The organism is Ruminiclostridium sufflavum DSM 19573 (genome assembly GCF_003208175.1).
Taxonomy (GTDB): Bacteria; Bacillota; Clostridia; order Acetivibrionales; family DSM-1351; genus Ruminiclostridium; species Ruminiclostridium sufflavum.
Genome location: NZ_QKMR01000013.1, coordinates 114,386 through 128,585, shown reverse-complemented (window position 1 = coordinate 128,585; position 14,200 = coordinate 114,386). Strand labels below are relative to the sequence as shown.

General features: G+C 39.0%; 11 protein-coding genes. 9 read left to right on the top strand and 2 right to left on the bottom strand.

All coding sequences use genetic code 11. The features are described 5' to 3' along the window. Positions 1–112 precede the first annotated feature (112 nt). From LY28_RS11740 to LY28_RS11725, 4 genes are all read left to right on the top strand, one after another. On the top strand, positions 113–1,501 hold the full coding sequence (locus LY28_RS11740) for a TIGR04463 family radical SAM/SPASM RiPP maturase (protein ID WP_110462385.1): 1,389 nt from the start codon (positions 113–115) through the stop codon (positions 1,499–1,501). A 103-nt stretch (positions 1,502–1,604) separates the two neighbouring features. Continuing rightward, on the top strand, positions 1,605–3,152 hold the full coding sequence (locus LY28_RS11735; protein WP_110462384.1) for a Cys-every-fifth RiPP peptide CefA: 1,548 nt from the start codon (positions 1,605–1,607) through the stop codon (positions 3,150–3,152). 10 nt (positions 3,153–3,162) lie between these two features. Next, the gene (locus LY28_RS11730) at positions 3,163–5,106 is read left to right on the top strand and encodes a RiPP maturation radical SAM C-methyltransferase (protein ID WP_110462383.1); all 1,944 of its coding nucleotides are present in this window, start codon (positions 3,163–3,165) and stop codon (positions 5,104–5,106) included. Between the two features lie 151 nt (positions 5,107–5,257). Next, positions 5,258–5,533 carry a hypothetical protein gene (locus tag LY28_RS11725; protein WP_110462382.1) on the top strand — a complete coding sequence of 92 codons (276 nt, stop codon included), beginning with the start codon at positions 5,258–5,260 and terminating at the stop codon, positions 5,531–5,533. Between the two features lie 170 nt (positions 5,534–5,703). Here LY28_RS11725 and LY28_RS11720 read toward each other — a convergent pair whose 3' ends face one another. Continuing rightward, complete coding sequence (locus tag LY28_RS11720) at positions 5,704–6,870, bottom strand: acyltransferase (protein ID WP_110462381.1); 1,167 nt, start codon at positions 6,868–6,870, stop codon at positions 5,704–5,706. 337 nt (positions 6,871–7,207) lie between these two features. On the opposite strand from LY28_RS11720, the gene LY28_RS11715 reads away from it, so the two are divergent. The 4 genes from LY28_RS11715 to LY28_RS11700 all read left to right on the top strand — a co-directional run bounded on the left by LY28_RS11715 (position 7,208) and on the right by LY28_RS11700 (position 12,879). Further along, complete coding sequence (locus LY28_RS11715; protein ID WP_242981250.1) at positions 7,208–9,304, top strand: carbohydrate-binding domain-containing protein; 2,097 nt, start codon at positions 7,208–7,210, stop codon at positions 9,302–9,304. A gap of 417 nt (positions 9,305–9,721) precedes the next feature. Then, the gene (locus LY28_RS11710; RefSeq protein ID WP_110462380.1) at positions 9,722–10,462 is read left to right on the top strand and encodes a polyphosphate polymerase domain-containing protein; all 741 of its coding nucleotides are present in this window, start codon (positions 9,722–9,724) and stop codon (positions 10,460–10,462) included. A gap of 92 nt (positions 10,463–10,554) precedes the next feature. Then, positions 10,555–11,244 (top strand): DUF4956 domain-containing protein, encoded by a 690-nt coding sequence (locus LY28_RS11705; protein WP_110462379.1) that lies wholly within the window; start codon positions 10,555–10,557, stop codon positions 11,242–11,244. 396 nt (positions 11,245–11,640) lie between these two features. After that, entirely contained in the window at positions 11,641–12,879 is a 1,239-nt protein-coding gene (locus LY28_RS11700) for an ammonium transporter (protein WP_110462378.1), read from the top strand. Positions 12,880–13,027: 148 nt separating this feature from the next. On the opposite strand, the gene LY28_RS11695 is transcribed toward LY28_RS11700, so the two are convergent. Next, the gene (locus LY28_RS11695) at positions 13,028–13,255 is read right to left on the bottom strand and encodes a hypothetical protein (RefSeq protein WP_133250194.1); all 228 of its coding nucleotides are present in this window, start codon (positions 13,253–13,255) and stop codon (positions 13,028–13,030) included. Positions 13,256–13,677: 422 nt separating this feature from the next. Between LY28_RS11695 and LY28_RS11690 the strand changes: the two genes are divergently transcribed. Then, positions 13,678–14,028: a P-II family nitrogen regulator gene (locus tag LY28_RS11690; RefSeq protein ID WP_110462376.1), complete on the top strand. Its 351-nt coding sequence runs from the start codon at positions 13,678–13,680 to the stop codon at positions 14,026–14,028. The last annotated feature ends 172 nt before the right edge of the window (positions 14,029–14,200 follow it).

Below are 14,200 nucleotides of genomic sequence, written 5' to 3'. Positions count from 1 at the left end.
ATTATCAAGTATTTTCAGGCTTACTTATGCATATAGATATTAAAAAAATGGCTGTTCCGAAAATAATGGCAACTCGTTATTGCACAAAAGCAGGATAAGGAGAACGCAAGCAATGAATTCCACAAAATATATAAGCTCACGTTATAATGTTCTGATACCGTTAAAGGAAGAAAGAGTCCTTGCCTATAATTCCTTGACAGGAAGTCTTGCCTTATGGGAAAAAGAAGATTCCGCATGCTATTACGATACTATCAACGGTACAGGAGAGGATGAATCAAGCGTACTCTTGATACAGCTGTTACATTGTGGCTTTATTATTAAAAAAGATTATGATGAATTATTTGCTCTTGAAAAGGAATATAGAATGCACAGATATGACAGGAGCTCTATGATATTGACTATTGCTCCGACAATGGCCTGTAATTTCGGATGTGATTACTGCTTCCAAGGAAAAGACAAGCCAACTGAAGAAATGAGTATTGAGGTACAGGATGCTATTGTTGAGCTCATACGTAATGCAGCATCAAGCATAAGCCGGCTTCATATAGCATGGTATGGCGGAGAGCCTCTTATAAAGCCTTCCGTAATAAACGCTCTTTCAAAAAGAGTTATAGAAATATGCAGCAGACACAGAATCAGGTACGATTCCATGATTGTAACTAACGGCTATATGTTGGATCTTAATTCAGCCAAGCTGCTATATGAAGCAAAAGTTAATCTGATTCAAATCACCCTTGACGGTCCGGCAGATTATCATGATACCAGACGTACACTGCTGTCAGGAGCTCCGACTTTTAATCGGATAGTAAATAACATAAAGGATTTTATTGATATTGTCCCTATCACAGTGAACATTCGAGTCAACATAGATTATCGCAATAAATCAGGCATTGAAGAATTACTGGACAGTCTTCGTGAAACCGGATTGAGCAATAAAATAAACTTAAAGCTTTACTTCGCTCCTATAGAAGCTATTACATCCGGCTGCCATAATATAGCTGAACAAAGTATGACTAAATCAGAATACGGCTTGCTGGAAGCAGAATTATTCAGCAAAGCATATAAATATGGTTTAGTGAACCTTCCATATCCTCCCCGCTTCAAAGGCACATGTGCTGCTACCAGGCCAAGGGGATTTGTAATTATACCAAACGGAGATGTACATAAATGCTGGGATACCGTTTCCCTTCCGGAAAGGAAAATAGGTACAGTATTTGAGCCTGATTATCTGGATACTGACCAAACACACTGCTGGCATAAATGGTCTCCCTTTGAATACGAAACATGCAGAAGCTGCATACTGCTTCCTGTATGTGCCGGCGCCTGTGCATATAAATTTATATATTCAAATGACACTCTCGGTGAAGCCGCCGCTTCCCCGTGCATAAGCTGGAAGTACAACATAAATGAGCAGCTCATATTCAGAGCTGTCCAGCTTGGTATTATAGGCTGTGAGGATTATGTATGTGATTCAGCCCTTCAAAATATCGGATTGTATTGAATACAATTTAAAAGGCAAAGCATAAATACTCAGCATATTTTGTCCGCGAATATATACTGTAAAATTAAATTTCACTAAAAATTACACAACAAGGAGGAAAAAAATGAAAGTTATTGTGCAATCTAAAAGTCCGGATCCTATTTACAAAGTTACAGTTTATGAGCATGCAAATTACGGAGGCCGTTCTCAGTCTCTGCCTGTTGGCAGATATAACCTGTCTCAGCTGACAATAGGAAACGACATTATAAGCTCCGTTAAAATTCCGGCAGGGCTGATAGTTACTGCATATGAGCATATAGACTTTAAAGGAAAAGCCAAAGTTTTTACGGAAGATTCCTCATATGTCGGCAACGATTTCAATGACAAAATTTCAAGTATTGTTGTTGAGCTTGCCGTAAGAATATATGAGCATGCCAATTATCAAGGAGGGTGTCAGACACTTCCTTTGGGCAGTTATAATATGAAGCAGCTGACTATTGGAAATGATAAGCTGAGTTCGGTAAAAATTCCCTCAGGACTGGTGGTTACACTATTTGAGCATATAGACTTTGGAGGCCGGATGAAAACCTTTATCGAAGATACTCCTTATGTCGGGAATGACTTTAACGATATAACCTCAGGAATTATGGTTTCTGTGGCAGGGGCAGAAATAACTGACAAGGCCTTGAAATTCGGAGACAAAATATCCCTAAAGTCCATTCATAATAAATACATGTCAGCAGAAACAAACGGAAAATTAAAAGCAAACACAGACGCTGCACGTTCTTGGGAAAAGTTTGAGATAGTTCGCTCCGGCAATACAAAAAGCAATATTTATGTTACTTTTGGAGATACAATTTCACTGCGCTCCTGTCATGGCAAATATGTTGTTGCAGAATCTGACGGAAAAGCCAATGCCAACAGAGATAAAATAGGCAGCTGGGAAAGATTTACACTGTATCGTTCAGGAAATACACAAAATGCGAACTTTTTTTGCATAGGAGATGTTATATCTCTTAAATCCTGTCATAACAAATTTGTTGTCGCAGAATCAAACAATGTCGTAAATGCAAATAGAGATAAAATAGGCAGCTGGGAAACATGGACCGTTTCTGCTGCATCTACGGATGTTAAACAGCTTACAGCCAATAACATAGAGTCCGCAGTCTGCGGGGCCGATGCCTGCGGAACAGCGGCTTGCAGTGCAGCTGCCTGCGGAGCGGCTGCTTGTGGTACGGCTGCCTGCGGGGCGGCGGCAAGCGGCGGAACCGCCTGTGCTGCAAATGTAGGAGGTGCTGCAGCCTGTGGTGTTGCTGTATATGGAATTATTGTTTGCGGTGTTGCTGCTTGTGCAGCCGATGCCTGCGGGGCGGCTGCTTGTGCCGGTGACGTATGCGGAGGGCAAGCCTGCGGGGCAGCGGCAAGCGGTGGTGCAGCCTGCGGCGGGGCGGCCTGTGGGGCGGCTGCTTGCGGCGGGGCTGCTTGCGGCGGGAACGCCTGCAGTGTGGCAAGCTGCGGAGGTGATGCCTGCGGCGGATATGCAGGAGGAATTGCCGCTTGTCCTGCCGATGCCTGCGGGGCAAATGTATGCGGAATTAATGCCTGCCCTGCTGATGCCTGTGCCGCTGATGCCTGTGCCATTGATATAATACCTATAATTCCCGGAATTTAAGGAGAAAAATTTGATACATATAGTAAATATGCCCTTTGGCTCACTAACCCACCCTGCACTCGCTCCGGCACTTATTAAAGCACAGCTTTGCAATGCAGGTATGCATTCAAAAGTATTCAATTTCAATTTTGACTTTGCTAAATTGATAGGTATCGGAGAATATGAAACCATAGCCTTTTTTAAGGGTATAGAGACTCAGATAGGAGAGTGGCTCTTTGCCAAGGAAGCATGGCGGGAGCCGTTCGGTCCTTCAGAAGAAGCTTTTATGGAAGCCGGGAAAACAGAATTGGAAAATATTTTAAAGGTACAGAACAAGCAGGAATGGCTCTTGAAAATCCGCAATGAGATAGTACCGTCTTTTCTTGAATCCTGCCTGAATTTTTTGCTTCAGACAGGTGAATTACAGGTAGTAGGATTTTCCTGCAGCTTTTTTCAGACAATATCCTCTCTCGCTCTCGGCAGACTTATTAAGGAACGATATCCGCAGGTTAAGGTTGTCTATGGAGGTGCATGCTTTCATGGTGAAATGGGAGAGGAATTAATAACTAAAATTCCTTGGATAGATGCTGTTTCAACAGGCGAAGCCGATGATATAATGGTAGAATACTTTGGCTCTCTTTCAGCAAACCGGGAGCCAGCAGGCTTACAGGGTATAATATATAGGAACAGGAATGGAAGCCTTGCAGACTATATTCCTAATAAGCCTGTGAGCTCGGAAGTCCTTGAGTCCCTCCCAACTCCTGATTTCAGTGACTTTTTTGAAGGTGCAGAAAGAATTGGCCTTTTAGATATAGAAGGGTATAAACAGAGAGTGGTACTTCCCTTTGAAAGCTCTCGGGGCTGCTGGTGGGGCGAAAAAACACACTGCAAGTTCTGCGGCTTAAATGGTGTGGGAATAGGATACCGCTTAAAATCTGCCGGCAATACATATAACATTCTGTCCGAATATGCGGCAAGGTATCCTGTCAAGTATTATCAGGCTGCTGATAACAACCTGTCCATGAGCTATTTTGACACCTTGCTTCCAAGACTTAAAAACGAACCGCTGTCAAGCGGTGCAAAAATATACTACAGCGTGAAGCCTAATATGAGCCGTATGCAAATAAAACAGCTGGCGGATGCGGGTATTATGTTTGTCCAGCCGGGTATTGAAAGTCTTTCCTCCCATCTTTTAAAGCTGATGGGAAAAGGCGTAACAGCCCTGCAAAATATATTCTATATGAAATGCTGCCGTGAATACGGAATTACTGTCAATTGGAATAATCTTATCCGAATACCGGGAGAAAAAAAAGAAGATTATACCGAGCTGTTAAATTTATTTCCGAAACTGCTTCACTTAAGGCCTCCTTACGGAGGCTCTCCTAAAATTGAATGCCACAGATTCAGCCCCTATTTTGCAGCTACCGGCAAATATATAGAAAACCGTAAGCCTCAGGCTTGGTATAGTGGCTTATACCCATCGGACAAAATTGATATATCAAGAGTGGCATATTACTTTGATGCAGACTGGAAATATACGCTTAATGAAAAAGAATACAAAAATGTAATAGCAGCAGTATTGGAATGGATAAGGATTTGGCGTGAGGAGCCTCAATTGCCGCAATTATCATTTGAACTGCATAAGAATAAGAGCATGACTATCATAGATTCCCGAAGCGGAAAGCCGGTTGCCCATACTCTCAATCCTGATGAAGCAAGGCTCTATATGATAATCAGTGATCCAATACACATAAAAAATATTTGTGCTTCACTGAAAAACAGCTATGATATTCAGATGTCCTCATCATATATAGAAGAAACTCTGGCTAGGTTTACAGAACATGGTCTGGCACTGGAGGAATGCGGTAAATACCTTGGACTGGCATTACCCTCTGAAACTGCTGACCCTTCTGCGGTCTTCAGGAAGGGAAATCTCAGAAAAATTAACAATCAAGAAAAAGTCTGCATAAAATAAGTACATAATCCCACTCCGGTTAAAGAATTGACTAAAGTCAATCACACTATGATAATATTTTTATAATTCAATATATTAAGAAAAGTGTAATATTTATCCAATAAATTGAAATACTAATTAGTATAGTTTAATTTTTAAGGAGGAGATATTCATGGATTTTATTAAGAGCTACAGCTTGGTTAAAAGCCAGAACAGCAATGACCTTGTTCTCTATTTTGATGAAGGAACTATGGATACTGAATTTGCCGACGGACTTGGTGACCTTGGCGGGAAAGGTGACAGTCTCAGCCAAAGCATCCTGCAAAGTATAGCCCAAATTTTCCCGGACAAGAAAATTAACACAGTCAAGATAATGTTCGGTTCTTTCCTTCTTTCATCCTTTACGGTAACGAAATCTCCTTCTATTCAGCTGAATAATATTACGTAGTGTAAACAGCCTGTCAAAAATATAAAGCAGTCTATACAGTAACTCCTGAATAGGTATTGAATTATTAATTCAATACCTATCTTTTAATTCTCCTAAAAAGACAATACTAATATCGTCCTGGTATTCTATCGCCGCGGGGCTTGAACCGTATTAACCTCAGTCAACTCTCCCTATATCAGATACTTATTAATTCCCGGAATCCTTGAAAGAATAAAATACACTCCAAGACTGAGCATAAAGACAGTTGTCACCAGTACCGGAATTGTAATCAGGGTATTTGCGTCAGGAAATGTCAGACTTAAATCCTTGAGTAAATCAATAAAAGCAACATGTACAAGATATATGCAAAAGCTCCCTTTAGAAATATACACTATTATCCTTCTTAATCTGCCAGAAGCTGCCTCTTCCTGTTTCTGCCGGTTAATCCTTTCAAAATGATTTTTTATTAATAAAAACAATGCCGCTGCCATAGCTGCCACATTTGGCGTCATTCCTTCCAGAAATGACGTATATACAGCGTTTCTGGATATTGAAGAAAGCTCAGTACCGCAAATGGTTACAAGCAAGCCTGTTATTCCTAGGAAATAAAATATGTAATTGGTTCTTTTCTTGAGAGGGTATTTATTTAAGTAATGTCCTGCCATAAAATAACCTATTGCCGAATATACCATGCTCATAGGATATTGGCGCACCATACCTCTTATAAGAGAAAACGGGCGAAATTGAACAGCAAACGGCAGTACAATTCCCAATATGACCCAGGCAATCAGCAGGTATTCCATCTGCCTTTTACTTGCATTATCGGTAAACACTCTTAATGCAGGCAAAAGAGAATATATCAGAATTACAATGTATAAGTAATATAAATGTGTCTGAGTATTAAATGTAAAAATATGTTCGATTGCCTTATATATTAATGTATAATCAAAATACCCCATACTTCTGAACGCCCTGTAAATATCAAGCCCCTCATAAAAGGAAGCCCATACAAAAAGCGCACAAAGAATCCTTGATAAATATTTTGTAAATATCCGTTTTGCCGCAATTACCTTATCTGTTTTAAGAAACAAAGCACCGCTGCACATTAAGAAAACAGGTACCGCCCAGCGTACAGCCGCTCCAAACAGCAATGCAAATTCCCAGTTGGATGAAGCTATTTTTAATGTAGTAAGAGGCACTGCGCAAATATGTATGGTAATAACTCCTATAATAGCTAAAAGCTTTAGCATATCTACATAAACAAGTCTATTACTTGATAACGGCTTTGATACATATTCCCTGTTTTCTTGCCGAGCAGTTTCTTTAATGGATTCCGACAATGCCATACTATTTTCCAATATCTTATCCCTCCTTCATAAATATACTATGGTTCTTATATTTTATCATAAAAACCTACGGAATAAAATCCAGCCCCAATCCACTGTCCTGCGGCATATAATTAACTTCTATAACATTCAAGCAACAGTCACATTATCATCACATTACCCTTTTATAATAGCAATATCAGGTAATACTAAACGGTATGTTAAAAATAAACATGCTTACAGCAAAAACAGAAAAGACGATTACTATCAAAGCTAATTACGGTTGAAAGCCTTTGCGGCAATATAATGTAGTTTTTTAGCCGATAGTAATTTACTTTCGTAAAATACAAACATATTTAAGGAGGTCTGTATGTTTAAAAAAATGAGAAGTATAAAAAACAGAGTTTTAGTAATAGTTCTTAGTGCTCTTATCTGTACCTTGGGATTAACCTCCTGTACAAATCAGAACTTAATAGCGGAAGCAAACCAAGGGCAGGTTAGCAGCAGTTCCAGCATCGCAAAAACAAATATATCAGTTGAATATGACAGTGATGATGAAAACTCAAGCTGGAGCAGTTCAGATGCATCCAATATAGTCCTGAATGGAAATTCAATAACTTCCGACGGAACAGGAGCAACTGTTAACGGCAGCAAGGTCACAATAACAGCCTCAGGGACATACTGTATCAGCGGTACTTTATCTGACGGTCAAATTATTATAGACACTGAAGACAAGGAAGCTGTCAGACTTGTCTTTAACGGTGTAAATATCACAAGCTCAAGCAGTGCCCCGGTTTATGTAAAAGATGCCAAGAAGACGGTTATCCTTCTGGCAGACGGCACTGAAAACAATATAACAGACGGAACCTCTTATATTCTTGAAGATTCCGAGTCGGACGAGCCTAATGCCACAATCTTCAGCAAGAGTGATCTTACCATCAACGGCAGCGGCGCTCTGACAGTAAATGCCAACTATAACCATGCCATTTACAGTAAAGACGAGCTTAAAATCATGAGCGGCAATATAACTGTAAATTCTGTTGCCGATGGTATTAAGGGAAAGGATTTCGTCGCAATAAAGAACGGAACAATTAATATATATTCTGATGGTGACGGAATACAATCAAATAATGATGAGGATGCTCAAAAAGGTTTTATAGCTATTTCTGACGGTACAATAAACATTACCTCAGGTAAAGATGCCGTCCAAGCTGAAACAAGTGTATTGGTCAGCGGAGGTACTTTAAATGTGACCTCTGGCGGCGGAAGTGCAAACGGCGTTAAAAAAGCTTCCGGGCAAATGGGCGGCATGGGAGGTGTTTTTGATAAAAATAGCATACAAAAAAATGATATATCTGACACAGATTCAGTCACTAAGGCAGACCCCGGAAGCGCTCCTGCTGGTACTGCCGCAGCCGGTGAAAGCACTGCATCCTCAGCAAGCACTGATTCTGACGGCACCGAAAGTACCAAGGGCATAAAGGCTGCCGTTGATATCACTATAGACGGCGGTACTGTTAATATAGATTCGGCAGATGATTCTATCCATTCAAACGGAAGCCTGTCAATTAATGGAGGCACCTTTAAGATATCCTCGGGTGATGATGGGATACATTCTGATTCAACACTGGAAATAAACGGCGGAGACATAGCTATCGCAAAATCCTACGAAGGTATTGAAAGCTCTGTTATAACGCTAAACGAAGGTAATATTCAAATTACTGCAAGCGATGACGGTATAAATGTAGCAGGCGGGAACGACGGTTCATCAGAAAACGGTCGCTCCGGACAAGATGAATTCAGCGCATCCGGCGATTGCTATCTGAACATAAACGGAGGATATATTTTAGTTGATGCCGGTGGTGACGGCCTCGATTCAAACGGCTCTATCAACATGACAAACGGTACTGTTCTTGTAAACGGACCTGAAAACAGCGGTAATGGTGCTTTGGATTATAACGGTTCCTTCGTTATGACCGGCGGTTATCTGTTAGCCGCAGGAAGCTCCGGTATGGCACAGGCTACAAGTGATTCATCCACCCAATATTCGGTAATAGCCAATTTTGATTCAGAGTTACCGGCAGACACAATAGTTTATATAGAGACTAGTGACGGTAAGGACATACTCACCTTCGCTCCGTCTAAAAAATATCAATCAGTTGTATTATGTTCCCCTGAATTAAAAAAGGATTCAACCTACAATATCTACTACGGAGGCACTTCAACCGGAACAAATAAGGACGGCCTATACACAGGCGGCACCTATTCCGGCGGTACTAAATTCCAAAGCTTCACCGTTTCGGACATTGTTACAAGTGTCGGTACGGCAGCCGGCAATATGGGTATGGGCGGCGGAATGGACAAGGGCGGTTTTCCGGGCGGTACAGATGATGCCGGCCGCAGTCCCCGAGGTATGAGAGACCAGCAAAACAGCAGCAGCTCTCAAAGTACAGAAGCAGCCGAATAACCCCTATAAACAGTTCCAGCCAAAACTCAGGCTTAAAAACCTGTGAAGAGTTCTGGGCTTCAGTATGGACCCCCTCCTGAAGCTTAGAGCTCTATTTTTGCTTTTAGCCTTGATATTATAATATTCTTCCGATATTTTATCCCACAAAGTCTTCCAAAAACCATAAGAAAAGTACCATATAACATTCAGTAATTGTTCAAGTCTTCATCACATTAGAATCTTATAATAAAAGCATCAAAGAGAGCTGCACAGGCCTGGAAACGGCTCAAGCCGGAAAACTTATATTTGCAGGTAGCAATGGAGTATTTAGCCTGAAAGCGGAGAGTATAAGGGAAACAACTGCATACCCCTGCCAAGCAAAGATTCTCCGCAGCTGCTTTACAAAATTTTTTGCCCAAGCTGGGCGTGGAGGTTATTATGTCAATATCTACTTTTAAAAGATATGAATTAAAATTTTTATTAAGCAAGAAGCAATTTGATGCACTTATGCCAAAGCTGCTGGAAAAAATGAATCCTGATAAAAACTGTCAAAATGGTAAAAGCTACAGCATTTATAATATTTATTATGATACACCTGATAATCATTTAATTCGTACCTCACTTTCGAAACCAAGCTATAAAGAAAAGCTGCGTTTAAGAAGCTACACCATACCAACCTCATTGGAGGATAAAGTTTTTTTGGAATTAAAAAAGAAAACCGCAGGTATCGTTCATAAAAGACGTGCAACAATGACTTTAAGAGAAGCTTACGAATTCGTAGAATCAGGCAGGCATCCTGCCGCAGCTAATTATATAAATGAGCAGGTAATAAATGAAATCAGTTATTTCCTCAGCTGTTACAACGTCAGACCTGCCGCATACATCAGCTATTCACGGATAGCCTTGTTCGGGAAAGAGGATAAAGCTTTCAGAATAACCTTTGACCGTAATATCCAGACAAGAAGAAATGACCTGTGTTTAGAAGCAGGATGCTCCGGAGAACAATTGCTGGGTATTGACCAGTATTTAATGGAAGTAAAAATATCCGGTTCTGTTCCTATATGGCTGACAGAAATCTTATCAGATTTGAAGATATATAAAACCAGCTTTTCAAAGTATGGAACAGAGTATAAGAAATACTGCATGAATAAAAATGTAAAGGCACATAGTGTTGCCTGATGCTGAAAACCTTACTAAAAGTATTTATCACAAAAAAATATATTCATAGTAAAAATGAATTTTTAAAATATAAAAACAAGGAGTGAACACATATGTTAGATTCAATATTTACTGCTTCAACAACTGGTGATTACCTTACTCTGACAGGTATGCTTTCCGCATTGGGAGCATCACTTTTACTGGGACTTATAATAAGTCTGGCTTACATTCATACTCATAAAAAGGAAGGCTATTCCCGAAGCTTTGTTGTAACATTGATTATGCTGCCTGCAATTATTTCAGTAATTATAATGTTAATCGGAAACAATGTGGCAAGAGCCTTCAGCTTGGCAGGTGCTTTCAGCCTCATCCGCTTCAGAAGTGCTCCCGGTGATCCCAAGGATATTGCTTATATATTTTTTACCTTGGCTGTAGGCTTAGGCTGTGGAATGGGATACCTCGCATATTCAGCTATATTTGCAATAATGCTGTGCATAGTAATGATTATTCTTAACGAAATTAGTTTTGCCGCACCTCAAACATCCAGTATGCAGCTAAAAATTATTATCCCGGAGGATTTAAACTTCCAAGGCCTCTTCGATGATATTCTAAACAAATATACTAGCTCATGGAACTTAAAAAAAGTAAAAACCGGTGATTTCGGAAGCATATTTGAAGTTGTTTACAGCTTGAACCTTAAAGGTGAGGCAGATCAAAAGAAATTCATCGATGAATTGAGATGCCGCAACGGCAACCTGAATATTACATTGACACAAAATCAATTACTATCAGCTGAAAATTAATATTAAAGTTAAAGTATTTTTACAAAAACAAATATGGGAGAGTTTATTTATGAAATTATACAAAAGTTAATCCTGCAAATTTCATTAAATATCAAATAGAAATCCTATCAAATACTCATATTCTGACCAAACCAAATTTTTATAATTTCATTTCTTATTGACATAATTTTCTTTATATTGTATCATAGTGTATTATATGACATAAATTGCGGACAATGATGTCCACAAAGCGATAAAAGCTTTTATCGCTTTGTGGACATTTTTTATTTAGCATAAGCAATGAGGCTTAGTGTCCTGTATTGTTTATAAGCAATTATATAATAATATTTTACAAAGGGGTAAATTTATGAAAAAAACAGAATTATTAATTCTATCGTTTAACATGGGGGTGTCTGTATGCAAGGATTAAACGGCGCAGATATGGCATTCGTAATTTTTTCGGCAGCACTTGTCATGCTTATGACCCCCGGGTTGGCATTGTTTTACGGAGGTATGGTAAGAAGTAAAAATGTTTTGAGCACCACCTTGCATAGTTATGCAGCTCTGGTAATCATATCTGTCCAATGGATTTTCTTTGGCTATTCCTTAGCCTTTGGACCAGATATTCATGGTCTTATAGGAAGTCTTGATTGGTCATTTCTTCAAAATATATCACTGCTCCCAAATCCTGATTATTCATCTACAATTCCGCAGCCGCTGTTTCTCGTTTTTCAAATGATGTTTTCTGTAATAACAGTTGCCGTTATTTCAGGAGCATTTGCCGAGCGGATGAAATTTCCTGCGTTTATATTGTTCATCCTATTATGGAGCACATTTATATATGATCCGTTGGCCCATTGGGTATGGGGAAACAGCGGAGGACATGCCGGATGGCTGAAACAGCTCGGGGTACTTGACTTTGCAGGTGGCCTTGTTGTTGAATTAGCTTCAGGAATTTCCGGACTTATCGCCGCAATAATGTTAGGAAAAAGAAAGCATACAAGGCCGGAGCCTCATCATGTTCCCATGGCAATTCTCGGCGGAGGAATTCTTTGGTTCGGCTGGTTCGGCTTTAATGCAGGAAGTGCACTTGCCATAAACGGTACTGCCGTTAATGCCTTCCTGACTACAAATACATCTGCAGCCGCAGGAGCCGTTGCTTTTATTGCCTGCGAGTGGCTAATAAATAAGAAACCAACTATTCTCGGAACACTTAGCGGAGCAATCGCAGGTCTTGTAGCCATCACACCCGGATGCGGATATGTTGCTCCAATGTCTGCATTTCTTATAGGTCTTGTAGGAGGAACCTTAAGTTTCTTTGCAATTGTTTTTCTGAAATCAAAGCTTGGATATGACGATGCACTTGATGCCTTCGGATGTCATGGTGTTGCCGGAATATGGGGAGTTATCGCTACGGCAGTTTTTGCAACAAAAACCGTAAATCCTGCCGGTGCTGATGGTCTTATATATGGAAACTTTGCATTAATGAAGGCACATTTGATTGCAGTCGGAGCCTGTACCGCATATGTAGCAGTCGGAACCTTTGTAATTCTTAAGGTTATCGGTCTGTTTGTCAAGCTAAGAACCGAGAATACTGATGAGTCTGCCGGGTTGGATGTCTCCTTGCACGGAGAAAAGGCATATACCATTTTTTAACATATGTCTCAGCTTTTATTTCTAAGAGCCTTAAGCTCTTTTGTCCACCAGATGAATAGTATTGTTCAGACGAAAAGACTCACAGCATTTAATCTGTGAGTCTTAATTTTCTCACTATATGAATAAAACTTTCTTTATTGAATACTATCTAGTTTAAAAAGAAATAAAGTATTACAGGCAGAAGAAAAGAACCAGAGACTATAAATAATATATTTGTTATTTTAATATTAGAACTTTTTGTGAATTTATCAAGATAAAAATTAGCTCTTGTTTCTGTTCCACCAACTATAGTCCTATCAAATATTGCACAAATTAATAATATAAAGGCTCCAATTATTAAATAATAATTAGCTAAGTTTATATCTAAAAAAAGCAATAAATAAAAACTCCCGAATGTTAAAATGTACCATAAAATATATATTAATATCCTTTTTTTCAATATAATTCTCTACCCTTCAAAAAATATAAATAACATCTTCTATAATGATGTTATCTATTAGCCTACTATAACTTGAAATGACTCGTTCCATGTAGTAGATGAACTTCCACCAAGTCTTACATTCATAGTGCATCCTATAACAGTACTTTTTTAGTTTCATTTAAAACCTGAATCAATTATTTTTACGTTTCTATAATAATACATTTTATTAATGAAGGCAATGCTTTCCCCTTATCTTAATAAAATTTTATTTAAAATAAAAAATTAATTCCATTAAATAGTCTCAAGCATATATATTATAAAAAATTGGCATAGTTTATGAGATGTGGTATAATTGTTAAAAAGCAAGGAGGATATATATGGCTGATAAAATAACAAAGGTTGACATTGTTACATCTCAAAGTAAGCTGGAAGAATTAATGGATGCCCTGAATAAAATCGACATTACAGGTATGACTGTTTCTAATGTCATGGGCTGCGGAGTACAAAAAGGTCATAAGGAATATTACAGGGGAACAGCTGTAGATATTAAGCTGCTGCCTAAAGTAAAAATTGAGATTGTAATTTGTAATGTTCCGCTTGAAACAGTTCTTGAAACCACAAAAAAAGTATTGCACACCGGTCAGATAGGTGACGGCAAGATATTTATTTATGACGTTGCCAATGTTATCAGAGTAAGTGATAATTCTGAAGGAAAAGCTGCCCTCTGATAACAGTATTAAATTAAATACTATTTATAACCAAAACTGCAATTGAGCTTATTGTTCATTTGCAGTTTTTTATCATCCGCCGGCTATATTTTTCTTCAGAAATTATTTAAAATTATTATGTGCAAGGTCTATCCGCCCTTCTCTCAACAAATTATATTTATTGTTTAAGCCT